This window comes from Algoriphagus sp. (assembly GCF_030694375.1).
Taxonomy (GTDB): Bacteria; Bacteroidota; Bacteroidia; order Cytophagales; family Cyclobacteriaceae; genus Algoriphagus.
The window spans coordinates 258191-280923 of the sequence record NZ_JAUXYL010000041.1 but is presented as its reverse complement, the minus strand read 5'-3'; the positions used below and the strand labels follow the sequence as shown (position 1 = coordinate 280923).

At 43.8% G+C, this 22733-nt stretch carries 24 protein-coding genes; 11 read left to right on the top strand and 13 right to left on the bottom strand.

The genetic code is table 11. The annotated features are described in order from the left end of the window. Positions 1 to 93: 93 nt before the first annotated feature. Positions 94 to 324: a VF530 family protein gene (locus tag Q8M62_RS17105; protein WP_304899350.1), complete on the bottom strand. Its 231-nt coding sequence runs from the start codon at positions 322 to 324 to the stop codon at positions 94 to 96. A 37-nt stretch (positions 325 to 361) separates the two neighbouring features. Continuing rightward, a complete protein-coding gene (locus Q8M62_RS17100) occupies positions 362 to 754 on the bottom strand; it encodes a VOC family protein (RefSeq protein WP_304899349.1) in 393 nt (130 codons plus the stop codon). Positions 755 to 828: 74 nt separating this feature from the next. Between Q8M62_RS17100 and Q8M62_RS17095 the strand changes: the two genes are divergently transcribed. Continuing rightward, positions 829 to 1977 (top strand): DUF4221 family protein, encoded by a 1149-nt coding sequence (locus Q8M62_RS17095; RefSeq protein WP_304899348.1) that lies wholly within the window; start codon positions 829 to 831, stop codon positions 1975 to 1977. 41 nt (positions 1978 to 2018) lie between these two features. Here Q8M62_RS17095 and Q8M62_RS17090 read toward each other — a convergent pair whose 3' ends face one another. From Q8M62_RS17090 to Q8M62_RS17075, 4 genes are all read right to left on the bottom strand, one after another. Next, on the bottom strand, positions 2019 to 2960 hold the full coding sequence (locus Q8M62_RS17090; RefSeq protein WP_304899347.1) for a TIM barrel protein: 942 nt from the start codon (positions 2958 to 2960) through the stop codon (positions 2019 to 2021). Between the two features lie 139 nt (positions 2961 to 3099). Further along, the gene (locus tag Q8M62_RS17085) at positions 3100 to 4614 is read right to left on the bottom strand and encodes a Gfo/Idh/MocA family protein (protein ID WP_304899346.1); all 1515 of its coding nucleotides are present in this window, start codon (positions 4612 to 4614) and stop codon (positions 3100 to 3102) included. Between the two features lie 493 nt (positions 4615 to 5107). After that, on the bottom strand, positions 5108 to 6622 hold the full coding sequence (locus Q8M62_RS17080) for a flotillin family protein (protein ID WP_304899345.1): 1515 nt from the start codon (positions 6620 to 6622) through the stop codon (positions 5108 to 5110). Positions 6623 to 6635: 13 nt separating this feature from the next. Next, entirely contained in the window at positions 6636 to 7202 is a 567-nt protein-coding gene (locus Q8M62_RS17075) for an NfeD family protein (protein WP_304899344.1), read from the bottom strand. A gap of 129 nt (positions 7203 to 7331) precedes the next feature. Between Q8M62_RS17075 and Q8M62_RS17070 the strand changes: the two genes are divergently transcribed. Further along, positions 7332 to 7661 carry a hypothetical protein gene (locus Q8M62_RS17070; RefSeq protein ID WP_304899343.1) on the top strand — a complete coding sequence of 110 codons (330 nt, stop codon included), beginning with the start codon at positions 7332 to 7334 and terminating at the stop codon, positions 7659 to 7661. Next, the gene (locus tag Q8M62_RS17065; RefSeq protein ID WP_304899342.1) at positions 7658 to 8032 is read left to right on the top strand and encodes a hypothetical protein; all 375 of its coding nucleotides are present in this window, start codon (positions 7658 to 7660) and stop codon (positions 8030 to 8032) included. The genes Q8M62_RS17070 and Q8M62_RS17065 overlap by 4 nt, the downstream gene beginning before the upstream one ends. Before the next feature lie 100 nt (positions 8033 to 8132). On the opposite strand, the gene Q8M62_RS17060 is transcribed toward Q8M62_RS17065, so the two are convergent. After that, positions 8133 to 11054, bottom strand: a complete 2922-nt coding sequence (locus tag Q8M62_RS17060; protein WP_304899341.1) for a prolyl oligopeptidase family serine peptidase — start codon at positions 11052 to 11054, stop codon at positions 8133 to 8135. 241 nt (positions 11055 to 11295) lie between these two features. Here Q8M62_RS17060 and Q8M62_RS17055 point away from each other — a divergent pair, with 241 nt between their 5' ends. Further along, positions 11296 to 12195 (top strand): M23 family metallopeptidase, encoded by a 900-nt coding sequence (locus Q8M62_RS17055; RefSeq protein WP_304899340.1) that lies wholly within the window; start codon positions 11296 to 11298, stop codon positions 12193 to 12195. 21 nt (positions 12196 to 12216) lie between these two features. Here Q8M62_RS17055 and Q8M62_RS17050 read toward each other — a convergent pair whose 3' ends face one another. Together Q8M62_RS17050 and dusB are read right to left on the bottom strand one after the other, a co-directional pair. Continuing rightward, complete coding sequence (locus Q8M62_RS17050; protein WP_304899339.1) at positions 12217 to 13116, bottom strand: DMT family transporter; 900 nt, start codon at positions 13114 to 13116, stop codon at positions 12217 to 12219. Between the two features lie 101 nt (positions 13117 to 13217). Continuing rightward, a complete protein-coding gene (gene dusB, locus Q8M62_RS17045; RefSeq protein ID WP_304899338.1) occupies positions 13218 to 14213 on the bottom strand; it encodes a tRNA dihydrouridine synthase DusB in 996 nt (331 codons plus the stop codon). A 38-nt stretch (positions 14214 to 14251) separates the two neighbouring features. On the opposite strand from dusB, the gene Q8M62_RS17040 reads away from it, so the two are divergent. The 7 genes from Q8M62_RS17040 (at position 14252) to Q8M62_RS17010 (ending at position 19487) form a co-directional block, all read left to right on the top strand. After that, positions 14252 to 15205 (top strand): CPBP family intramembrane glutamic endopeptidase, encoded by a 954-nt coding sequence (locus Q8M62_RS17040; protein ID WP_304899337.1) that lies wholly within the window; start codon positions 14252 to 14254, stop codon positions 15203 to 15205. Then, on the top strand, positions 15180 to 15386 hold the full coding sequence (locus Q8M62_RS17035) for a DUF2007 domain-containing protein (protein ID WP_304899336.1): 207 nt from the start codon (positions 15180 to 15182) through the stop codon (positions 15384 to 15386). The genes Q8M62_RS17040 and Q8M62_RS17035 overlap by 26 nt, the downstream gene beginning before the upstream one ends. Beyond that, positions 15370 to 16209, top strand: coding sequence for a phosphatidate cytidylyltransferase (locus tag Q8M62_RS17030; RefSeq protein WP_304899335.1), 840 nt, complete (start codon positions 15370 to 15372; stop codon positions 16207 to 16209). Before Q8M62_RS17035 ends, Q8M62_RS17030 begins: the two co-directional genes overlap by 17 nt. Positions 16210 to 16281: 72 nt before the next feature. Further along, complete coding sequence (locus Q8M62_RS17025; RefSeq protein WP_092729103.1) at positions 16282 to 17559, top strand: Glu/Leu/Phe/Val dehydrogenase; 1278 nt, start codon at positions 16282 to 16284, stop codon at positions 17557 to 17559. A gap of 73 nt (positions 17560 to 17632) precedes the next feature. Then, the gene (locus Q8M62_RS17020; RefSeq protein WP_304899334.1) at positions 17633 to 18292 is read left to right on the top strand and encodes a phosphatidylserine decarboxylase family protein; all 660 of its coding nucleotides are present in this window, start codon (positions 17633 to 17635) and stop codon (positions 18290 to 18292) included. A 72-nt stretch (positions 18293 to 18364) separates the two neighbouring features. Beyond that, on the top strand, positions 18365 to 18862 hold the full coding sequence (locus Q8M62_RS17015; protein ID WP_304899333.1) for a hypothetical protein: 498 nt from the start codon (positions 18365 to 18367) through the stop codon (positions 18860 to 18862). 121 nt (positions 18863 to 18983) lie between these two features. Then, positions 18984 to 19487: a hypothetical protein gene (locus Q8M62_RS17010; RefSeq protein WP_304899332.1), complete on the top strand. Its 504-nt coding sequence runs from the start codon at positions 18984 to 18986 to the stop codon at positions 19485 to 19487. An 18-nt stretch (positions 19488 to 19505) separates the two neighbouring features. Here Q8M62_RS17010 and Q8M62_RS17005 read toward each other — a convergent pair whose 3' ends face one another. The 4 genes from Q8M62_RS17005 to Q8M62_RS16990 form a co-directional block, all read right to left on the bottom strand. Further along, positions 19506 to 19979 (bottom strand): DUF5984 family protein, encoded by a 474-nt coding sequence (locus Q8M62_RS17005; protein ID WP_304899331.1) that lies wholly within the window; start codon positions 19977 to 19979, stop codon positions 19506 to 19508. Between the two features lie 251 nt (positions 19980 to 20230). Further along, positions 20231 to 20941 carry a tRNA (5-methylaminomethyl-2-thiouridine)(34)-methyltransferase MnmD gene (mnmD, locus tag Q8M62_RS17000; RefSeq protein ID WP_304899330.1) on the bottom strand — a complete coding sequence of 237 codons (711 nt, stop codon included), beginning with the start codon at positions 20939 to 20941 and terminating at the stop codon, positions 20231 to 20233. Then, positions 20938 to 21420, bottom strand: a complete 483-nt coding sequence (gene ispF / locus Q8M62_RS16995; RefSeq protein WP_304899329.1) for a 2-C-methyl-D-erythritol 2,4-cyclodiphosphate synthase — start codon at positions 21418 to 21420, stop codon at positions 20938 to 20940. Before ispF ends, mnmD begins: the two co-directional genes overlap by 4 nt. After that, entirely contained in the window at positions 21420 to 22658 is a 1239-nt protein-coding gene (locus Q8M62_RS16990) for a pitrilysin family protein (RefSeq protein WP_304899328.1), read from the bottom strand. The genes ispF and Q8M62_RS16990 overlap by 1 nt, the downstream gene beginning before the upstream one ends. Between the last annotated feature and the right edge of the window lie 75 nt (positions 22659 to 22733).

The following is a 22733-nucleotide window of genomic DNA, read 5'->3' as shown; positions in this document are numbered from 1 at the left end:
GGTTGAAAATTCTACGGAACACTTGAATTTGGATCGGACATCTGACACCGGTCATCCGACAAATACAGTTAGGTAATCAAAAATTCAATTTTGTCATTCCTTTTTCCCATCTCTCAGCGACTTCAGGTAAAGCCCCTCCACCCGTTCTCTTGCCCAAGGTGTTTTTCTGAGAAATTTCAAGCTTGACCCAATCGAAGGGTCATGGGTAAAGCAACGGATCGTGATCCGTTCGCCGAGTTCTTTCCAGCCGTAAAACTCCACCAAATGCTGCAGGATATCATCCAGTCGAATGCCGTGAAGTGGATTGTTGGGTTGTGGTTCCATAGCTACTATTTTTCTGAATTCTGAAAACTGAGACTGCTTACTGTTTTACGGGTTCGATCAAATCCCACAAATTTCCATACAAATCCTTAAATACGGATACAGTTCCATAGGGCTCTTTTGCAGGTTCGCGGACGAATTCCACACCCCTGGAAGTGTATTTTCGATAATCTCTCCAAAAATCATCGGTATAAAGAAACAGAAATACACGTCCTCCCGCCTGAAACCCGATTTGCTGCTGCTGAGCTTCATTGGCTGCTTTAGCCAATAGCAAGTGACAAGAGGATCCGGGAGGTGAAACTCTCACCCAGCGTTTGCTTTCACTCATCACGGTATCTTCCAATAGCTCAAAGTCTAACACATCTGTGAAATAGCGAATGGCTTCGTCATAGTCGCTGACCAGAAGAGCGAGTTGTCCGAGTTGTTGTTTCATTATTAATGAGAAAATCCAAAAATTTCTTTCATAGTTTTAAAATTGGTTTTAGTTTAAAGCCTAAACCAATTATCATGTACAAGTTTACCGCATTATCTTTTTTCTTAAGTCTTTTTTCAGTTTTGATTTTTTCCTGTCAAGGAAAAAAGGAGGAAGTTATTTCTTGGAGTTTAGTCTCATCCGGCGAAAAAATCAAATTTCCACTAAATGATCAGACTCCCAATATCAGTATGGGGCTGGAATATTTCGGCGGAGAAAAACCACTGCTTTTCAATGTTAACGAGATAACCAATTCCCTGCAAATCTTCGATCTGGAGAGTCAGAGCTTGGTCAAGGAGTTGACCTTCGAGCGGGAAGGCGATCAGGGAGTTGATTTTCAATATTTTCATGTCCAAAGTCTGGACAGCATTTTTCTGTTTCCACCTTTTGGGAAAAGGATCATCCTCACTGACACCTCCGGCAAGATTAAAAACCGGATCCGCTTCGAGCTGCCCCTAGGCTATTCTACCATTTTCCCACATAACAGCTATTATGTATCCCCTCCTGCTGTAATCGGGAAAGAACTTACTGTAAAAGTCCGTGGGGATAGAAGACCCACAGAATATAGCCAAATCCAACTGGACAGTTTGGCTCTAGAAGCTGCAATTAATCTGGAAACAGGTGCTGTTCGAATGCTTCCTTTGGGTTTTCCGGGAGATTACCTAAATCTTGGCAGTAAGCAGCTGGAATACAGTATTGTCAATCAGGGCGGGAAGAAATTGGGTTCTTTTATTGGTGATCACCGCGTTTACCTTGCGGAGCAAAACTCAGAAGAATGGACTGCCAAGGATGCCAAAAGTCAGTTTTTGGATGAGCAAATGCCCTTTTTTGCCAAAGACGTAGATAGTAGAGGAATCAATGAATACGCCTTTTCCAAGTCACGCTATGAGTCATTAGTCTATGATCCCTATCGGAAAGTTTATTACCGATTTGCCTATCCGACGGTGACTTTTGAAACGGATGAGGAATTGAGGACATTGAGAACTAGTCCGGGACCTTTTGTGGTGATAGTTTTGGATGAAAATGGAGATATCCTGACCGAGCGGAGATTTGAAGCAGGCACCTATTACCCCACTAATTTCTTTGTAGGCGAAAAGGGGCTCTATCTTTCGATTAACCACCCCGATAATCCCGAAAATCAAGAGGATGTATTAGCATTTGAGCTGATTCGGCTTAATAAATAAAAAGCGAGGCTCCTTCTGATCTAGGAGCCTCCTTGAATTTTTTATGCATTGGAAAGTGTCCGGCGGATCATGTCCAGATTGACCCGAATCTCTTCGATGCTTTCCCATTCCCGGTCTGGCGCGCCATGCTCGATGCCCACATAGCCTCTGAACTTATGACCTACCACGATTTTCATCATTCGCTCATAGTCCAAGGGATGTTCTTTACCAAAATCATCCCAAACCTTTGGCTTCAAACTCACTCCTTTTGCTTTAGGCATCAATTCATCCACTCCTCGGTAGGAATCATAGCTGAATATTTTGTCACCTACTTTGTTCAATTGGAAATTCCCAAAATCAGGAAGTGTGCCTGCTCTCCGATGTCCGGTTTCTTTGATGAGTCGCGCCAGCCATTTCCCATTGCTGGAGTATCCTCCGTGGTTTTCTACAATCACATCGATGTCAAAATCATTGGCGAATTGACAGATTCTTCTCAACGTAGAGCTGCACACGTCGATGGCCTTTTTTTCCTCCTTGGGATCAGTGCTGTAGGGTACGGAAGTGTAGGCATTGACGCGGATGGCATGGCAACCTAAAAACTTGGCTGCTTCCACCCATTTTTTATGGTTTTCGACGGTCTTAGCTCGCTCTTCAGAAGTCGCAGCCCCCAATTGCCCTTCCCCGTCGATCATGATCAGAACTGAAGTCACACCTTCGCCATCAGCACGGTTTTTCATTTCCTGGAGGTAGGCTTTGTCTGTGGCTTTGTCTTTAAAAAACTGATTGACATACTCCACCGCGTCGATTCCGTGTTTTTTAGCTTCGATGGCAAAGTCCAGATGATTCATTTTTCCGGCGAAAAGGGGTTTGTTAAGCGACCACTCCGCCAGGGAAATTTTAAACAGCTCTTCTTTTTTCATGGAAAAAGAGAATTGAGGTAGCCCGAGGCCCACTGCTGCTGTGGCGAGGCCGGCTGATTTGATAAAGTTTCTTCTGTTTGTCATGGGTTAAAAAGGTTAATTAGAGATTGGTTTATTTGTTACTTATACATTTTAAATTTTGGAGATGCAAACTGCCATTGCCTACTTACTTTCAGCTTTAGACTTTTACTTCTGCAAACTGCAAACTGAGACTGCCTACTTTCTAAATCTCCCACCCACCTCGATAGGTTCGTGTCAGGAACTGATTCGCCGCTTCATCATTGGTAATTTTGACCAAATTAGAATCGAAATCTACTTTTTTTCCAGTCCGAAGTGCAATAGCTCCCAGATTGATTGTATCTGTGATGCATTGGGCTCGGGTAAAACTGCCTGGGGTTTGCTTGCCTTCCAGCATAGCGTCTACCCATTGAATAGTTTTTCTGTCCACTTCACGGGAATTGATCTTTTCGGATTCCGGACGACTGGCCATTTTACTTTCAGGCAAAAGAACCGGATTTTCTCCCCGGAAACCTCCCAGGATTTTCCCTTTGGTTCCGACCAAAAGTAATCCTTCTTCAGGCGTATCTTTTCCGTCTGCTTCCAATTCTTCGCAGGCAAATGGCTTCATTCCGCCGTCATACCAGAATAATTCGAAAGCAGGCAATTTTTCCTGCTCCGGAAATTTCCATTTGATGGTGCAACTTGCAGGAAAGGCAACTTCATTTTTCACCCATTGGTAGACCTGGTTAACCTCTTCACGCGAAGTCGTGCCAAAAGCTCTCGCTGAGATCGGTGATCGATTGATGCCCAGTGTATCAAATAGCGGAAATAAGCTGTAATGGCCCATATCTGCCACTGATCCTCCACCGAATTCATACCAGCCCCGGAAGACATTGTGGGTGTAATTTTTATGATAAGGCATATCGGGAACAGGTCCGAGCCAAAGATCCCAGTTGAAGCCTTCAGGGATAGGCTGAGTTTCGGTTGGTCTTTTGGTCCATTGCTGCCAGACCGGTCGGTAGGACCAATTGTGGATCTCTTGCAACTCACCAATCAATCCTTCATCCATCCAAGCTTTGATTTGGCGATACTCCGGTCGATCCGACCAAGCCAGAAGATGCGTGACCACGCCGGATTCTTTGGCTTTTTCGATGACTTTTCGTCCTTCTATTAATCGATTGGAAATAGGCTTATGCGTGACCACATGCATCTTTTGGTTCATTGCAGCCAAAGCAATTGAGGCATGCGTGTGATCTGGAGTCATGATTTTGATGGCATCGATGCCTTTTTCTTTTGCAAAAAGCTCGCGATAATCCTCATAACTCACACACCCCTTGTACTTACCGGAAGGTTTGTTTTTCGCATAGTATTTCTCAACGTATTCCTGACCTATATCTCTTCCTCCTGGAATTCCCGGTTTGCCTTCCCACCAAGTTGGATCTCCAAGGACTTCCCGGATGTCATTGCGAATACCATGGGCTGACCAGTCGATGTAGTCTGTCGAGAATTTATTGATATCGCAGACGGCCACTACACGGACTTTTGGGTTTTGGAGCAAACTCCCCATTTCCCGGAGTCCCTGCGTTCCGCAACCGATGTTTGCAACTGCGATTTGGTCAGAAGGAGGGATGTGGCCGGTACCGGCAATGACATGGGAAGGGACGATGGAAATGGAAGCGGCGATGGTAGCCGCCGAACCTAGAAATTCTCTTCGGTTGATTTTGGGTGATTGATCCATGAAAAGCTGTTAGCCTTGAAAGTCAATAATTTACAAAAGGAAAGAGTATTTCAAAAGAAAATTTTTTTCCAGACCATTGTCTAAAAATTTTCATAAGTAAGTAGGTGATTATTAGGCAATTTGATTATCCCCAAGGGTACCAGTACCAAGTTAAATGCAGAATAAATATTTATAATATTAATTTCCCCATAAAATTTCAAATCTACCCCTTAAGCGGCTCCGAAGGAGCCAAACCATTTATGATTTTGTACGGAGTGCAGGGAAAATATAGAATTGATTATCCTTCAGCCCTGAAAGGGTGAAACCTCAATGTTCCACCCCTTCGGGGCTCTATTTTTTAATTTTTACTTTACCCCCGGCTTTACCGGGGGTCATGAATTGTTTCGATCCTTCGGATCTAGGACATTCTAAAAATATGCTCCCTGCCAAGTGATTGCGGATATACTTTTTAGGCAAAAAAAATCCCCGAATCAGCATTCGGGGATTTGGAAACTTATCCGTTCTCTTGTTCCTTTTCAGGCTTTTTAGGAGAATCTTTTTTCTCATCTTCTCCCTTCAAATAAGTCGGAAGGTTGAGTCCGGCCATATTAAAAAGGTCATTCAGCGGCGGGACGGTTTTCATCATGCCTGAGACAAAGTTGGCCGTGGAGTTATTGCCATTTTCACCTTGTCCAGAATCCCAAACGGTGATTTTGTCGATTTTGATGTTTTTGACAGCTTCTACCTGAGTTTTGACAAGCTCAGGGAGTTTCTCAATCAGCAAGAGTTGGAAGGCTTTGGTAGGATCTCCACCTGCAGCAGCGACTACATCGCGGTAACCTTCGGCTTGCTTGGTCAGAATTTCATAGAGACCTTTTGCTTCTGCTTCCATCTTGGCAAAAATCGCATCTGCTTCACCTTTTGCCTGTTCACGGATTCGCTCAGCTTCAGCTTGTGCTTCAATGATCGCGCGCTGCTTGGCAATTTCGGCAGGGATTACAATGTTTGCATTTTGGGTGGATCGCTCTCGCTCAGCTCGGGCTGTTTCCGCCTTTTGCTCGGCTAAGTAAGCTTCTTCCAGGGCCTTTGCCGCCTGAACTTTTTCCGATGCCAAGGCAATTCTCAGCGCTTCCGCTTCTTTTTCCCTTCTTAGCGCATCCGATTGGGCAATGGAAATTTTAGCTTCGTTTTCCCCTTTGATCGCGATTGCATTGGCTTCGGAGGTTTTGACTCGGGTGTCTCGTTGCGCTTCCGCTTTACCGATGCTCTCATCTTTTTGGGCTTCTGCGATGCTTACTTCCCGATCCTTGAGGGTGATGGCGATTTTCACATCGCGGTCCCGCTGTGTATCGGCGATTTGGACGTCTTTTTCCCGGTCTGCAAGGGCTTTTCCGGTTTCACCGATTTTTTCCTGCTCTGCAACAGAAATTTTCGCTTCGTTGATGGCTTTTGCGGCAGCTTCTTTTCCCAACGCTTCGATGTAACCTGACTCGTCTTTGATATCTGTAACGTTGACGTTGATCAGTTTCAAGCCGATTTTCTTGAGTTCGGAGTCCACGTTTTTGGAGATATTGTCCAGAAACTTATCCCGGTCGGAGTTAATTTCCTCGATGGTCATCGTGGCAATCACCAAACGCAACTGACCAAATAGAATATCTTTGGCCAATTCCTGAATTTGCTCATGAGCAAGTCCTAGCAATCGCTCGGCGGCAGTATTCATGGTGTCTGAATCCGTGGAAATGGCGATAGTAAATCGGCAAGGAACATCCACACGGATATTTTGACGGGAAAGCGCATTGGTCAAGTTGGCCTCAATGGAAATCGGCTTGAGATCCAAGTAAGCATAGTCTTGGATCACAGGCCAAATGAATGCCCCTCCACCGTGGATACATTTGGCAGAAGTGCCACCGGTCTTACCGTAGACGACGAGGATTTTGTCAGAAGGACATCGCTTGTAGCGGGAAACTAAGGCGATGATGGTGACGAAGACAACAAAGGCCCCCGCCAGTATTAAAATTAAAGGATCCATAAAAAGGGTTGATTTAGATTTTTTCTACGATTAAAAGATTGCTTCCTTCCACGCCTATCACTTTGATTGCAGCTCCGGTTTCGATTCGATCACCAAGAGAGATTGCGCTTAGTTCCTTTTGGGAACCCTTGACGCTGACAGAGATTTTGCCAACGCCTTGCCTGTGTTCGGGAATGGAAAGGTAAACTGTTCCGGTTTTTTGCAAAGCTTGCTCCAGCCTGAAGGTGTTGTCTTCGGCGAGTTTTTGGATTTGCTTGATGATGAAAAAGAAAACCCACACAAACCCAAGACCTACCAGAGCGGAAAGCAAGATCAGGATAAAGTAATTGGGGATTGCATCATAAAACGTAATTCCGGTCCAGCTAAATCCCAGCAGGAAATTGATCAGGTTTCGAAGTGTAAAGAGTTGCATTGGAGCTTCGACACCTTCCAGATTTCCGTCAAAATCCGCATTCAGCCCCTCGGTAGAATCTGAACCGATAAAGGTCATGATGGTTTGAAGCAGAAAAATAAAAGAAACAGGCAGCGCAATGTACCAAAGCGCCCGGAGCGAGGGTTCCATTTCGGCTAAAAACTCCATTTTGCTGGCTAATTAAAGGGTGATAAATTCTGTGTATAATTATATCTTTAATTTTTAAGAATTGCAAAATTGGAGGCAGGAGGTTTGAAAATAAATACAGAATATGTAAACCATTATGATAATTAACCCATGATAGGATTTAAAATTGCTCTAAAAAATGAATCTTTTGAAGTTACTGCGGAAGCTACGCATGTGATTTTTTCGATGGTTAAAACTGAGAATCGTGAGGAGATTAATTTGGATATCTGTGGATCCAATTATTTTATGGAAGAGTACTTGAATTGGGGTTCATGGAAATTGGAGAAAGGCGATGAAATCCGCATTTCAGTAGTTGATGTCAAAAACATAACGGAACCAAAAATAAAAGAAATCGAAACCACTTCAGAGGAGCAATTAAAAGAGGAGTTGGCTACCTACCTATCTTTAAAGCAAGAACTAGAAAATGCAAAGCTGTTATGAATGATAAAATCTTAGGTTTTGAGTTGGAAGAGGGCGGGAGGACAATATTTGCTGGATTTGAAAATGTTTCCATGACCCTAATCTTCACTAAAAATCCCGAAGGAAGAGAAAGAAATCTAGAAGTGAGTTTGGGAGCTAACAATTTAGACGTAGATGAATCCGTGGAGTGGCTCAATAAAGAAATTAAGCTTGGAGATACTTTTGTAGTTAGGGTAAAGGAAGGAGAAAAGCCTAGCCCATACTTTGTTAAAGAAAAACTGAGACCGTATGAAGAAGTTTTTAAGAATATGAGCGAGGAGGAACTACTTCAAATGAAGCTAAAACAATTCTTATATCTAGAAAGAAAACTGAAAACCAAAAGTCTCATTTGACACAAAAAATCCCCTGATGAAATTCACCCGGGGGATTTTAGATACTCAGGTAAAATTTGGATTGTCTCAAATCCGAAATCCGAAATCACAAATCCGAAATTCAGAAAGCTCTTTCCTCCAAGTGCTCACCCAATTTCAATCTTGGAACTCCCTTGCTCATCCACTCAGGTGCAGGCTGATCTTTGAGGTGGTGATCAAAGAACTCCATCATTCGTACACTGTAGTCTTTTCGGTTTTCGAGTTTGCCGAGGCCGTGGTTTTCTCCCAGATACTGAACCATAATAACTGGCTTTTTCAAGCGGCGAAGTGCATTGTAATATTCCACGCCCTGCGTGAAGTCCACTGCTCCGTCTTTGTCATTGTGAAGCATCAATAGCGGAGTCTGCACATTTTTCACATGATAGATCGGACTGTTTCGCTCGTAAGCATCCCAGTTCTCCCAAGGTCCACCTAGGAATCTACCTTGCGAAGCCTCAAAGATCGACATATTTCCTCCTCCCGAATTCCAATAGATGAGATCATACATCGAGATCATATTGGTCAGCGGTGCACCGGCAGCAGCTGCTTTGAATCTAGTCGTTTGGGTGATCAGGAAGGAAGTCTGATAGCCGCCCCAACTGTGACCGTGGAGTCCCATTTTGCTTTCGTCAATGACACCTGTTTTAATCGCTGCGTCAACAGCGGGGAGAACCGCCCAAACTGCGGACATACCCGGGTCGTCCATTTTGTATACGATATCCGGAATCAACACTGCGTAGCCGTTGCTGGTATAAAGACTGGGATTCCAGCCTGTTCCGCTGTAACCGGGATTAGCCCAAGAGTGGAGGGTTTGAGAAAGCTTTTCGTAGTAATAAACCACCGTCGGATACTTTTGTCCTTCCACATAACCTGCCGGAAGGAATAGCGCCGCCTGAAGCGAATCGCCTTTTGTGGTCACATAATCCACCAATCGGACCCCGGTTGACCAGGCAAATTTTCCTGCATCCGGTGCATTTTCGGTGACTTTTCTGCCATTAGCCAAAGTAGCATCTGTGAGGTAGATCTGAGTAGGTTCGTTGAATTTCTCTTTGGAATAGGTGAAAACACTTGACTTTTCAGCTTTAGCGATTCCACCGATGTTGGCATCTTCCCAGAGAAGCATTTTGGGTCCTACAGCCAATCCGGCTTTTGCGGGAGAAAGGGTTGCCACGCCGCTTTTCTTGGAGTTTTCACCGTAGGTACGGATATAGACTGTCTTGCTCAAGTCGATTCCTTTCTCCTCTGGATCCAGTGTGAAGCGATACTGATAGCGGATTTTATCTTTTTTGCCGTTTTGGGTGAGGTTGATCGGACTTTCTTTTGCCGACATCGGAATCTGCCAGATGTCCCAACCGTCACGAACGAGCACATATTTGCTGTCGCTGCTCCATCCCAATGGATTCTGAAGAGGATCTTTCACATTGTGATCATCTTCGGTATTGATCATTGAGACGGGAAGCTTCTCGGTGATGTTGGTATGGGTTTTTGCTAGGATATCGTAAACATAGAAATGTCCGTCTTTGCCGTAAAGCAGCTTTTTGCCATCAGTTGACGGACGAGGCATCGAAGCATAGGATGGGAGGTAGAAGTTCTCGAAAAGCGGAGTCTTAGCTCCTGTTTTCAAATCCACTAAGAAGTAGTCCAGATAATTTTGCCCATTCAAATTGATGTCTAGCTCATAGCTTTGCTGATCAGATCCCAGTGCAAAGTGCTGATAGGGTAAAATATTCAGATCCTTCATGCTGCTGTCTTGAAGGGCGATGTGCTTCTTGCCAGCAACATCATACATGGCCCAAAAGCTGTAGTTTTTGTCCATGTTTTCCATCACCTGCTGACGGGATTGGAGACGATCATCCTGCCAATGCCAGATGGTCATTTCAGGTTTTTTGGCATCGTTGGATTTTTTGCCATTTACTTTTCCGGTATCCAATTTCGCGATCGCTTTCTGTAAATCAGCAATGGACTTAATGGTAGTATCCGCCATAATTTTGGCGATTTTTACGGACTCCGCAGTAGCTAGCGAATCTTTGTTTTCTTCCTTTTTCGGGCTTTCTTTTTCTGCCAAAACCAAGGGATGAATGCCGTAGAAAAGTCGGGTCAAATCCTCCGACCACATCGGACGGCGGTTTTGGCTAATGGTGTATTTTTGGTCAAATCCTGTAGAATCTTTGGCAGGTTCGTATTGCGTCAGCTGAGGATTATTGATGTTTTTCACCCCGAGTAAAATGCCACGATCCTGCTTGTATTTCTTGTCCTTCTTCATCTTCAGGGCAGCAAATGCATCGCCTTTTTCGGTCCAATTGATGCTTTGGTAGCCCGCTTCATCTGAATCCAGAACTTGAATGGAGCTGTTGGAAAGGGTCAAAAGGTACAAGCCGTTTCCTTGTGAGTTGGCTGCATCTACTGAATAAGCGAGGTGAGTACCGGCTTTGTTTGCGGCGTGCTCGCGGACATTTCCCAGGTTTTGGGATTTGCCTGAACTGAGATGATAGATCAATACATCGGAGCCTTTGGCGTCTCCGTTGCCTTCTTTGGGCAGATTGATCAGTAGATGCGAGGATGCTTGATTGTTGAAGCTGAATCCACCGGCACCTTCAAAGGTCTTTTTGTCTTCCGTTCCGAGTTTGATCAGGTGAAGTTTTTCCTTGAGAGGCTTGCCTTTGGCTTTTTCATTGGACTCTTTCTCCTTGAACTTTGGATATTCTTTGAAAGCAATCCATTGACTGTTTTGGCTAAAGTCAAAGTTGGGGAAGGTGGTGTTTCCAATTGGGAAAGTCTTTTTGGAAGTGGGATCGGCTACTTTTTGTAGAATCAGTTCGCCATCTGATTCGATGCCGACCAAGGCATAAGCCATCCACTGACCGTCCGGTGAAAGTTTAAAAGCACTGTTAGGCATGTATTTCCAGGTGGCGACATCCTTCCAGGACATGGGTTTGGTCTCCTGCGCTTGCGCAAAAGTGGCGGTCAGGCAGAGTAACCAGACCAAGAGTAGGTATTTTCTCATGGGTAAAGTTTTTTGGGGATTGGAAAAGAATACTCGTGAAGATCTGGTACGGCTTTACACCCTAAAGCAGTAACAGAACCTAGATTTAAAATTTGTTCGAAATGGGAAATTAGGGGATTTTTCCAGACGAAAAATCCAAAAAGTTTGAGAAAGGTCAAAAACAGGGGGATGAGGTTGCATTTTGCCGTGAATCTTTTTTTCTTTCAACCTAAGCTTTAAATTTCCAAAATTTATTTATCAAATGTCAAGATTCGCTTTTTCGCTAATTATTCTTCTCTTCAGCAGTTCCGGTCTTTATGCTCAGATTACCATAGAATCTGAACAGGACTCGGATCGTAATGTGCTGTTTTATGCAGTTAATCCTACAAAAATACCATATTCAGTGATTCTGAATTTCTCACAGCTTCAAAATATGACCACTTCCGGAGGCGGCAATGTCACGGGAATTGCCTTACCGGGGAGGACAAAGGTTGCTACGCTGAAACCTACTCTTGCCGGGCAAGGGACCAATTATCGATATGGATTCAGCTACGCAAAAGGTAATGTTTTCGGGAAAACTAAGATTGATCCAATCTATTTGATCCCTGTGCCTGAGGGAACTCAAGTCAAAGCCATTTTGAACCACAACATCGCCGAAACATTGAAAAAGGAAGAGGGATACGAAACCTATGTGGGTATTTCTTTCAATTTTGAACAGCCAACCGCTATTGTTGCGCCCAGAAAAGGAGTGATTGCAGAAATGAGAATGGACGTTAAGAGTGATAAGGAAAACTTAAATTACTCTGCAGATGAAAATTACATGGAGATTTACCACGAAGACGGCACAATCACCAGGTTGGTGGTTCTAAAGGCCGGTTCCGAAAAAGTAGAAGTTGGTGATGTGGTGCTGCCGGGTCAAGTTTTGGCGGAGTCGGGAGGAGAAAATTACCATCAGGGACCCCATGTACGGATGGTGAATCAAAAAACTGTTAAAGAAGGGATTGACAAATTTAAATACACCTATTTCCCGGTGGTTTTTGCCAGTAGCGAAGGAAACATTGAAATCAAAGCGCTGAGTGGCCTGACCGCAATTCATCCCAAGGAGGTACTCATGCTTGAGTTGAGCAAGAAGGAAATAAAGATGCTACTGGAAGGGAAATAACCAGTTTTGCCCAGCAAATGGCTATTTCCTGTTGCCAATCCAAACCCCAAGTATCACTCCTGCGATTCCAATATAGTGCCCAATAAGCAGTACTTCTCCGTCTAATACGCCCCACATAATCGCCACAATCGGGATCGTGTAAGTCACCAAGCTGGCGAAAAAAGGACTGGCACTTTTCACCATAATATTAAATAGTACCAAGGCTGTAGCCGTGCCGACCATACCCAGTATGGTCAGATAGCCCAAGGCTTCCCAGGCTTGGGGGTGTGTGACTAATTTGTACGAAAAGTTAGTCCCTGCAAATAGGTAAATCAATGCCATTGGCAGGATCATCAGCAAGGAAATCGAAGAGATTTCTATCGATTTCAGTTTGGTAAAGCGAGTTTTGATCACGTGCAGGTTGAAACTGTAGCAGATACAGGCGGCGATTACAAAAAGTCCATAGACATTGATCCCCGCTAAGGAATCACCCCAGTTTCCACCTTCCTTGTATGCAACCAGAATTATCACTCCGATGAATGCAATGAACAGTCCAAGTCCATTTCTCCGGGTAATTCTGGTATTAAAAAAAACCGCCCCTACCAAAACGACAAAAAGTGGAGTCAGTGCATTGAGTACCCCAGTCAGCGAACTACTCAGTTGAGTTTGAGCCATTGGGAAAAGAAAGGCGGGTATAAAACTCCCAAGTAATCCGGCTAGGAGAAGATTCTTTACCTGAGTTTTACTGAGATTTTTTATCCGTGGAAGCGAAAGCGGGAGTAAAAGAGTCGCTGCAGCTACCATTCGATAAGCTCCCACTTCTCCCGGGCTGAACACTTCCAGTCCACGCTTGATCAGGATGAAAGAACTTCCCCAGATTAAGGTAAGAATAGTCAGCAAAGCCCAGTTTTTCAGGCTGTTTTCCGAACGAGAAGTACTCATCAATTTTTCGTGGAGAAATTCGTCTGCAAAGGAAGTGAATCGAAAAGAAATTAAGCCAAAAAAAAGACCTCAGGGTTTAAAATTCTGAGGTCTGGTCAATTTCAGGGTTGAAATTCGTAATCAGCATAAGCGGCAGCCACCTGTTCGAAAATTTCCGCTACCTGAGCATAGGTGTCTGCAGTTACCATTTCAGTCCTAAATGGCTTGAAATTGGGCATCCCACGAAAATAATTCGTGTAGTGACGACGCATTTCGAGGATTCCCTGTTTTTCGCCTTTCCATCCCACAGAAAAATCCAGGTGTTTTTTAGCCACTGCGATCCGCTCGTCCAAATCAGGGGGAGTCAGTTTTTCGCCTGTTGCGAAATAATGCTTGATTTCATTAAATATCCATGGATAGCCGATCGAAGCCCGTCCGATCATCATGCCGTCTACATTGTATTTGGATCGGTATTCGGCTGCTTTTTCAGGAGAATCAATATCACCATTCCCGAAAACGGGAATATGCAATCTTGGATTTTCCTTCACCAGATTGAGATAGCTCCAGTCTGCTTCACCTTTATACATCTGCTGACGGGTACGGGCATGAATGGAAATGGCCTGTATTCCAACGTCCTGCAGGCGCTCGGCTACTTCCACGATCCGGATGGTATTGTGATCCCAGCCCAAGCGTGTTTTGACGGTCACAGGAATATTCACGCGCTTCACGATCTCTGCTGTCATGGAGACCATTTTGTCGATATCGAGTAGTATTCCAGCACCGGCACCTTTACAGGCTACTTTGTGAACCGGGCAACCGTAGTTGATATCCAGAATATCCGGCCCAGCTTCCTCTGCAATAGCGGCTGCTTCACGCATGGATTCGATTTCGTTGCCGAAAATCTGAATACCAATAGGGCGCTCATAATCATACACGTCCAGCTTTTGAATACTTTTTGCAGCGTCCCGAATCAGGCCTTCTGAGCTGATAAACTCGGTGTACATGAGGTCTGCCCCGTTCTGTTTGCAGACTGCGCGAAAGGGTGGATCGCTCACATCTTCCATCGGGGCGAGCAGTAAGGGAAATTCCCCCAGCTCTAACTTTCCAATCTTAACCACTTCTCAATTCTAAATTTGGCGTAAATTTACTTCAAATTATGGAGATATACGAAACCCAATCTGAAATAGCCAAACGTAAGAATTGGCTATTGTCCCTGATAGTCATTGTTTTAGTCACTTTTGGTACGTTGATTCTCCTTCAGGGAATTGCGCTTGCCTTTATTCCGGCCCTGTATAACATTTCACTTGAGGACTTAATGGGCCTCATGACAGGCAACTATGATGTTCCAAATGGTCGAAATGCGATGTTCTTTGTTCAGGGCATCGGGTCTGGAATCGGCTTTTGGGTAGCGGCTTGGATTGTCACCCGATTTATCGAAAAAGCCGACTTGCATTGGGAAATTCAACGATCCAGATTTAATGTCAAAAACCTGGGCATTGCACTCGCAATTACCCTTGGGGCCATGTTTTTCAATGGGCTTTTGGTTTATTGGAATGCCCAGCTGGTCCTGCCGGAGTCTATGGCAGGAATAGAAAGCTGGATGAAAGAAATGGAAACACAGTTGATGGAACTGACCAAGTTTCTGACCGATTTTCAGAGTATCCCGGAGCTGTTGACAGGGATTTTGGTGATAGGCGTATTTGCAGGCATTGGAGAGGAAATGTTTTTCAGGGGTGTGGTTCAACCCAAAATGAAGCACTATACCAATTCTGCACACTGGGGTATTTGGCTTACAGCAATCATCTTTTCCGCGATCCACATTCAGTTTTACGGATTCCTCCCAAGAGTATTTTTAGGGGCATTATTTGGTTACATGTACTTGTATTCCGGTAGTTTACTCTACCCGATTTTGGCACATATTTTCAATAACACACTGACAGTAATTGTGATATACATGTCAAATCAGGGGATGATCGACTTTGACTTGGAGTCGACTGATGCTGTCTCTTATCCTGCCGCCATACTTGGACTTTTGGTTCTTATGGTTGGATTCTTTTACTTTAAAAAAATCAATCAACCCAAAGATGCAGAGTTGGATCAAGGTATTTGAGAATCAAAACCAGATTCGCGCAGAGATCGTGAAGGGAGTTTTAGAAGAAAACGGGATAGCCGCAGTGGTGATGAGCAAAAAAGAAATAGCTTATCAGGTATTGGGAACCTATGAAGTACTCGTCCCCCATGGAGATGCCTTAGCTGCATTGCAACTGATTCAAAATGAGATCACGTTTTAATATAAATAATTACAGCAATCTCGGCCAAAGGGCGATCACTGCTGCAGTCGGAGCTTTGGTAGTGATCTCAGCTTCCGTCTATTCGGATTGGACTTATTTCGTGGTGTTTGCCGCAATATTGGCCTTTTCACAAATGGAATTCTACAAGCTCACGGGTTTGGATGGGATGCTTCCGCTTCGGAGTTTTGGGACTTTTCTGGGGGTGATGATTTTCACTCTGACATTTATGATTGAGAAAGAGCGCCTTCCCAACGAATACTTGTACCTGATTTTTCCGATTGTCTCTCTTACCTTTTTTATCAAGCTGTATAAGAAAACAGACAAAAAGCCTTTCACGGGAGTCGCCTATACTTTTTTGGGCATCTTCTACGTGGCTTTGCCCTTTTCCCTATTAAATCTGGCGGTCTTTTCAGTAGACAAAGTGTTTCACTATGAGATCTTGATTGGTTGCCTGATGATTCTTTGGGCGAGTGATACAGGAGCATATTTTGCGGGGACAAAATTTGGCAAGACCAAACTTTTTGAGCGAGTGTCACCTAAAAAATCTTGGGAAGGATTTCTCGGGGGTGCATTTTCTGCAATTTTAGTGGCTTTCATCCTTTCTCAATACTTCCACGTTATTGCTGATTGGAAGTGGCTGGTAATAGCCGGAATCATCATCATTGCCGGTACATACGGTGACTTGATTGAGTCTCTTTTCAAGCGCTCCATTGAAATTAAGGACTCCGGAAACGGTCTGCCGGGACATGGCGGATTTATGGATCGTTTTGACGGATTGTTACTTTCAGCCCCTTTTATCACCGCTTTTTTGAAAATCTTTTAATTCAAAGGCGGGCAGTCTGAAAATCTATTTAAGTTTGTGCAGCATTTCACAAATTCATTTTAAGAACCCAATATGGCTTACATTGAACCGGCTCCCATTAAGGACAAAGAAAATCCTTTGGAGTCAATGATGGAAAGATTTAACATCGCTGCTGAGAAACTTGGCCTCTCCGATGAAGTTTACAATGTGTTGAAGAATCCCGCCAAGCAAGTCATCGTTTCCCTACCTATTACCATGGACACGGGTAAAATTCAGGTTTTCGAAGGGATTCGAGTCATCCACTCCAATATCCTAGGTCCGGCAAAAGGAGGAATCCGATTTGCACCTGATGTGCATCTGGATGAAGTCCGAGCGCTTGCTGCCTGGATGACTTGGAAGTGTGCAGTGGTGGATATTCCTTATGGAGGAGCTAAAGGCGGGGTACGATGTAACCCGCGCGAAATGTCCAAAGGTGAAATTGAACGTCTGGTACGTGCCTATACCATGGCTATGATTGATGTTTTTGGCCCGGATAAAGATATTCCGGCGCCCGATATGGGAACTGGCCCAAGAGAAATGGCCTGGTTGATGGATGAATACTCCAAAGCACACGGGATGACTATACCTGCGGTGGTCACAGGAAAACCTTTGGTTCTCGGTGGATCATTGGGAAGAACAGAGGCAACTGGACGAGGAGTGATGGTGTCTGCTTTGGCAGCGATGCAAAAGCTAAAAATCAATCCTTTTTCTGCCACATGCGCTGTACAGGGCTTTGGAAATGTCGGGAGTTGGGCGGCCCAACTTTTGGAAGAAAGGGGATTGAAAATCGTTGCTATATCTGATCATACCGGGGCATTCTACAATGAAAAGGGGATCAACATCCAAGAAGCAATCAAACACAAAGACCTAAATAAAGGAACCCTTGAAGGGTTTACAGGTGGTGACCGCATGGAAAATGCGGATGATCTATTGACTTTAGAGGTAGATGTTCTCGTACCTGCAGCAATGGAAGATGTGATTACAGCAAAAAATGCTGAACATATCCGAGCTAAACTCATTGTTGAAGGGGCAAATGGACCAACTTCTGCTAAAGCTGATGCGATCCTCAATGAAAAGGGAATCATGGCTGTTCCGGATATTTTGGCCAATGCCGGTGGAGTGACCGTATCTTATTTCGAATGGGTACAAAACCGATTGGGCTACAAATGGACTGCTGACCGCGTTAATCGTCGTTCGGATCGTATCATGAAAGATGCCTTTGAGCACGTCTACGAGGCATCTGTGAAGTACAGTGTGCCCATGCGTATAGCTGCATACATCGTGGCAATTGATAAAGTGGCCAAGACTTACACCTTCCGAGGTGGGTTCTAAGACGTATTTTAGTTAAATCTTTTACCTTTGGGGCGTGGGGATCATCTTTCCACGCCTTTTTAATTCAACAGCTATGACTATACATCGAGAAGGAAGAGTGCTACTATTTTGGATGATGATCATCCTTGTCGCAGGTAACTACTTACTTTACTATTATTTACCTGAGGAAAGGTTGCTTATCAATGTATCTATTTTGGTCAGCACGGCATTGTACCTGATCATTTTGCAGTTTTTCAGAAACCCGATTTTCCCATTGCCCAATGAAGAGGGGATTGTTTTTGCACCTGCGGATGGAAAAGTGGTCGTGATAGAAGAGGCTTTCGAAGATGAATACCTGAAAGAAAAAAGAAAGCAGGTTTCCATTTTTATGTCTCCGATCAATGTGCATGTCAACCGATCGCCCGTCAAAGGTGAAGTCGAATATTTCCAATATCATCCCGGTAAATATCTGGTGGCCTGGCATCCCAAGTCAAGCACAGAAAATGAGCGGACTTCCATGGTGATCAAGGATCAAAATGGAACCAGGATTATGGTAAGACAGATTGCCGGAGCCTTGGCCAGAAGAATCAAATGGTATGTAAAGGCAGGCTCCCAACTCGAACAAGGGGGTGAATTTGGCTTTATCAAATTTGGATCACGGGTGGATATGTATCTCCCGCTGGATGCAGAGATCCTTTGTACGATGGATCAAGTGACAAAAGGAGCAAGAACACCAATTGCGAGGTTGAAATAAAGATTGCCATGTTTGTATCGTTTTGACTAGTAATTCCGTTCTTGAAATACTTTCAAACTTAATTTTTATAACATGAAAAATCATTTTCCTATTGCCCTTGTGGCTGTATTTGCAGTGTTGGTTGCCTGCACGGAGAATGAAGAACCTGTTAATCCGCTCATTGGAACTTGGGAAAATCGGGAGTTTGTCGATTCGTTGGATGTTTGGTTAGTGGAAACAATTGAAATTAAAAGTGACAATGTTTTTGAACAATATATTACTGTAAGACAAACAGAAAAAGGAGTAAACTTAGGCTATCGATCATTAAGTCAAGGACTTTATAGTAAAGTTGGTATTGAGTTGGACTTACGTTTTATGAATGATTTTAATTACCGGAACGCCCTAAATGTCGATGATTTGTTTGCTCCAAAAGAAGAACTCCGACACATTGAGATCTTTAGGATTTTCAGCTCCGCTAGGGTTCATTTGGTTTCAAATCATAAAGAATTGGAATATCAAATTATTTGCGATGAACCCTTTATTGGGTCTGCTTCATGTGAAGAAATCAGGAAGTTTACCAAGGTTTATTAAGAGACAGTTTCAATTAATTCTCTAAAATCATGTATTCTTTTTCTTAGAGATTCAAAAAATGCCGTATCCTTCGGACTAGCAACCTCGTTCAGGAAGTAAGTTCCAATCAAATTTTTCTCTAATGAAAAAATATTTCCCTTTCGCCCTAGTTGCAGTGTTTGCAGCATTTATTTCTTGTACTGAAAGTGAAGAACCGATCAGTCCTATAATAGGAACTTGGGAAAGCCGTGTATTTGTAGATTCCTTGGATCTCTGGTTTGTAGAAACATTGGAATTCAAAAATGACAGCATTTTTGACCTCACTATCACCGTTCGAGAACTGGAAACTGGACCAGATTTAGGCTTCCGGTTGGTTACTACCTCTTGGTACAATTTAGAAGGGGATACTTTCAAATATTATTATTCAGATGTATTGATGTATTTTGGTCTTCATGAAGAAGCTCCTCTCTATGTGCCAAAATCCGAATTGAATGTGGGAATAGTTGATTTTTTCAGAATACCTGAAGGAATTTTGACCTTTTCAAGCGATCGAAGACGGTTTCAGTTTCAAGAAAACTGCTTGACCATAAACCCAAGTATTGCCTGTTTTGAGTTTCCTATCAAAGAATATATTCGAGTCAATTAATTTAAATCAAGCCTCTGTTTATCCGACAGAGGCTTTTTTTGATCTATAGACCCACCAAGCTAAAAAGCCGGTACTTAGAAAAAATATCAGAGTCGTCCATTCAAACGTTCTTCGTTCGCGAAGTTTGGATTCGATTTCTTTGTCTCGCTCTGCTACTGCTCTTTTCAGAGCTTGCACATCCTGCTCCAGTTTTACGGTGATGGATTTATAATCATCCTTTTCCTGGGAGATTACGGTAGTTTCTATGGAGCCGATCATCCGAAGTTCATCCATGATTTGATTGTCCTTGGAGACGATTCGCTCCAGCCATTCGTTGGTTTCGACCATGTCTTTTTTGGTGCGGTTACCAAAAATCCCTGATTTTTTACTTTCAGAAGATCGCCATTGGGCGTGAAGTTTATCTCTATCCTGAACCATCCGTTCAAGTTTGGGGCCGTCAAATTGTGGGCCCTGGTAAAGTGTAAATAGAAGGACGAGGATTAGGTTGTACATGATTAATGGTTTTTGTTATTAAGGACAAAACTTGTTCCAGTATTCAGTCTCAGTAAACAGTTTACGGCGAAGTCTATGGGATTTTGTAAGTGGTAAAAAGTGAGGCGTAAGCTTTTTTAGGAATTGAGCCAAACTTGAACTTCAAAGGTTTTGAATATTGGGAGGCTTTTTTGAGATCGCAGAGAAAAAGCTTGCGCTTTTTGGGCCGCTGCTCCATTTACTCTTCACTGCTTACATTGCTTGGTTTCTCCTCATCGGTCATCGCCTGCCCACTGACCACTGCTTTTCCATGCCCGAGTCATTTCCTTTTTTCCAGGAGGACCCGGAAGTATTTCTGCTTGCAAGCCGAGTTCTTTCAAAGTGCGCTTCAGCTGTCCGGTTACGGCGTAGGTAGTAAGAAGCCCACCGGGACGCATGGCATCTGTAACTTTTTCCAAACTTTCCTTTTTCCAAAGTTCAGGCTGCTTTTTCTGCGCAAACGCATCAAAAAAGACCACATCTGAGGGATAAAGCTGAGCTTCTTCGAGGGTTACGATATCCTTTTTGAAGTTGAAGTATTCGGATACCGGCCCACCTTCATTCCAAGGTGCGGTATGCAGCGCTTCGAAATACTTGTGAAAATGCCAAATCCCATGATCATGCTCAATGTAGTTGAGTTGGGAATAGATTTCTTTCTCAACAGGAAAGGGTTCTATGGTGTGGTAAAGGACAGGGACTTGATTCTGTTCTGCCCATACCAACGTAAGCCATGCGTTTAGTCCTGTTCCAAATCCAAGCTCAAAAACCCGAATCGGATACTTCCGCGGATTTCTGGCCAACCAAGAATCCAAACCATAGATCATGTACACGTGAATTGATTCGCGGTATGCGCCATGAAAACTGTGATAAGTCTCCTGCAATTCCTCGTGATAAAGAGAATGTGAGCCATCCTCAGTGGTGATGATTTTTAATTTATTGCTCATACTTTATAAATCAAAGCGGTGCAGTAGGCGGCAATTCCCTCAGTTCTACCCACAAAGCCCAAATGCTCAGAAGTGGTGGCTTTGATGGAAATGGCATCCTCTTCCACATGCATTACCTGAGCTAGGCAAGCTTTCATTGCAGGTATATGAGGATTGAGCTTGGGGATTTGGAGGCAGACGGTGGAGTCAAAATTACCGACTTCGTATCCTGCTTCCCGGATCATTTTCATGACTTCGGTGAGCAGAATCTTACTGTCGATACCTTTGAATTTAGGGTCTTTGTCAGAGAAGTGGTAGCCTATATTTCGCATGTTGGCTGCGCCGAGAAGTGCGTCACAGATTACATGGATAAGTACATCGGCATCGGAATGGCCTACTGCACCTTTTTCATGGTCTATTTTTATTCCTCCCAGCCAGAAATCATAGCCAGGTTGTAGCTGATGGACATCGTATCCAAAACCTATTCTAAATGGTACCATTAATTGGTCGATTGATAGTATAGAACTGAAGCTTGATCTTCCTTTAAGAGCCTAGTCGCCCAATTTTTGATCTGTGGCGCTTCGATTTTTGATTTTTCGGAAAATTCGCTCCAATATAATTCAGGATTTCCCAAATGGGCAAAATAGGCCAAGTTCATTGCCCGGTTGAGCAGCTGAATTGATTCGTAGGTTTTCATCGCCTCACCCTGGTTTTTGATTTTCTGAAGTTCCCATTCGGAGATTTCATTTTGAAGAAATTCTTCAATTACCTCGTCCAAAGCATTTTCAGCTGTGGTGGACGAAACTCCGGATTCCATTTTTCCGGAAAACACCAAAAGTCCGGGGTCCACAGAGCCGGTGATGTAGCCTCCGACTGAAGCGAAGATTTTACCGTTTTTGACAAGCCGCTGTTCCAAAAGCGAAGATTTTCCAGACCCTAAAATATCACTGATCAAATCGGCTTCCAGATAGCCCGGTTGACCTTTTGCAGGCATTTTATAGGCTTTGTATAAGGCATCAGTCGGGACTTTTGCCTGAAGGGATTTGGATTTTTTGAGAGTTTGGACGGGCTCTTCCAAGATTCCGTTTCGAGTCAGAGGATTGGAGGGAATTGGACCAAACCATTTTTGTGCTAATTTTTCAATTTGAGAAAGTGTTACGTCACCCGCAACAACCAGGATGGCATTTCCCGGATGGTAGTGCGTTTGATAAAAATCAAGTACATCTTCCCGTGTATAGCCTTCAATATCATGAAGGGTCTGACCGATTGTCGGCCAACGGTAGGCGTGTTTTTCAAATGCCAAATCCCGCAAATGATGCCACACATCTCCGTAAGGCTGATTTAGATAACGCTGCTTGTATTCTTCCATCACTACTTTGCGTTGAGTTTCGATGGTTTTTTCGCTCAGACTCACTTGCAGCATGCGATCCGATTCCAGCCAAAATGCCGTCTCAATATTTGCTGCCGGCAGTGTCATGTAATAATTGGTGATGTCAGGACTGGTGAAGGCATTGCAGGATCCGCCAACACGCTCCAATTCCCTGTCGAAAACAGGAACATTGGCCGAGCTACCAAACATCAAATGCTCGAAAAAATGGGCCAGTCCGGTCTTCCCCAATTTTTCAAAGCGGGATCCAACTTTGTAGAGCAGATTGAAAACGGCAATTTTGCTGCTGTGATCCTCATGGACGATCACCTCTAGGCCATTGTTCAGGAAAAATCGCTTATATGGAAACATGTTTATTGGTTTAGCTCTAATAGGAAATCCAAAATGAAGGCTTTGGTTCAAGAAAAGAATTCAATTTCTTTTGAT

What these genes read in the sequence shown, in the direction of transcription:
- Q8M62_RS17100 (WP_304899349.1), bottom strand. Translation starts at nt 754, where the DNA reads ATGAAACAACAACTCGGACAACTCGCTCTTCTGGTCAGCGACTATGAC.
- Q8M62_RS17095 (WP_304899348.1), top strand. Translation starts at nt 829, where the DNA reads ATGTACAAGTTTACCGCATTATCTTTTTTCTTAAGTCTTTTTTCAGTT.
- Q8M62_RS17065 (WP_304899342.1), top strand. Translation starts at nt 7,658, where the DNA reads ATGAATGATAAAATCTTAGGTTTTGAGTTGGAAGAGGGCGGGAGGACA.
- Q8M62_RS17040 (WP_304899337.1), top strand. Translation starts at nt 14,252, where the DNA reads ATGGAGATATACGAAACCCAATCTGAAATAGCCAAACGTAAGAATTGG.
- Q8M62_RS17035 (WP_304899336.1), top strand. Translation starts at nt 15,180, where the DNA reads ATGCAGAGTTGGATCAAGGTATTTGAGAATCAAAACCAGATTCGCGCA.
- Q8M62_RS17080 (WP_304899345.1), bottom strand. Translation starts at nt 6,622, where the DNA reads ATGGATCCTTTAATTTTAATACTGGCGGGGGCCTTTGTTGTCTTCGTC.
- ispF (WP_304899329.1), bottom strand. Translation starts at nt 21,420, where the DNA reads ATGGTACCATTTAGAATAGGTTTTGGATACGATGTCCATCAGCTACAA.
- mnmD (WP_304899330.1), bottom strand. Translation starts at nt 20,941, where the DNA reads ATGAGCAATAAATTAAAAATCATCACCACTGAGGATGGCTCACATTCT.
- Q8M62_RS17005 (WP_304899331.1), bottom strand. Translation starts at nt 19,979, where the DNA reads ATGTACAACCTAATCCTCGTCCTTCTATTTACACTTTACCAGGGCCCA.
- Q8M62_RS17020 (WP_304899334.1), top strand. Translation starts at nt 17,633, where the DNA reads ATGACTATACATCGAGAAGGAAGAGTGCTACTATTTTGGATGATGATC.
- Q8M62_RS17010 (WP_304899332.1), top strand. Translation starts at nt 18,984, where the DNA reads ATGAAAAAATATTTCCCTTTCGCCCTAGTTGCAGTGTTTGCAGCATTT.
- Q8M62_RS17085 (WP_304899346.1), bottom strand. Translation starts at nt 4,614, where the DNA reads ATGGATCAATCACCCAAAATCAACCGAAGAGAATTTCTAGGTTCGGCG.
- Q8M62_RS17030 (WP_304899335.1), top strand. Translation starts at nt 15,370, where the DNA reads ATGAGATCACGTTTTAATATAAATAATTACAGCAATCTCGGCCAAAGG.
- Q8M62_RS17055 (WP_304899340.1), top strand. Translation starts at nt 11,296, where the DNA reads ATGTCAAGATTCGCTTTTTCGCTAATTATTCTTCTCTTCAGCAGTTCC.
- Q8M62_RS17050 (WP_304899339.1), bottom strand. Translation starts at nt 13,116, where the DNA reads ATGAGTACTTCTCGTTCGGAAAACAGCCTGAAAAACTGGGCTTTGCTG.
- Q8M62_RS17105 (WP_304899350.1), bottom strand. Translation starts at nt 324, where the DNA reads ATGGAACCACAACCCAACAATCCACTTCACGGCATTCGACTGGATGAT.
- Q8M62_RS17090 (WP_304899347.1), bottom strand. Translation starts at nt 2,960, where the DNA reads ATGACAAACAGAAGAAACTTTATCAAATCAGCCGGCCTCGCCACAGCA.
- Q8M62_RS17025 (WP_092729103.1), top strand. Translation starts at nt 16,282, where the DNA reads ATGGCTTACATTGAACCGGCTCCCATTAAGGACAAAGAAAATCCTTTG.
- Q8M62_RS17070 (WP_304899343.1), top strand. Translation starts at nt 7,332, where the DNA reads ATGATAGGATTTAAAATTGCTCTAAAAAATGAATCTTTTGAAGTTACT.
- Q8M62_RS16990 (WP_304899328.1), bottom strand. Translation starts at nt 22,658, where the DNA reads ATGTTTCCATATAAGCGATTTTTCCTGAACAATGGCCTAGAGGTGATC.
- Q8M62_RS17060 (WP_304899341.1), bottom strand. Translation starts at nt 11,054, where the DNA reads ATGAGAAAATACCTACTCTTGGTCTGGTTACTCTGCCTGACCGCCACT.
- Q8M62_RS17075 (WP_304899344.1), bottom strand. Translation starts at nt 7,202, where the DNA reads ATGGAGTTTTTAGCCGAAATGGAACCCTCGCTCCGGGCGCTTTGGTAC.
- Q8M62_RS17015 (WP_304899333.1), top strand. Translation starts at nt 18,365, where the DNA reads ATGAAAAATCATTTTCCTATTGCCCTTGTGGCTGTATTTGCAGTGTTG.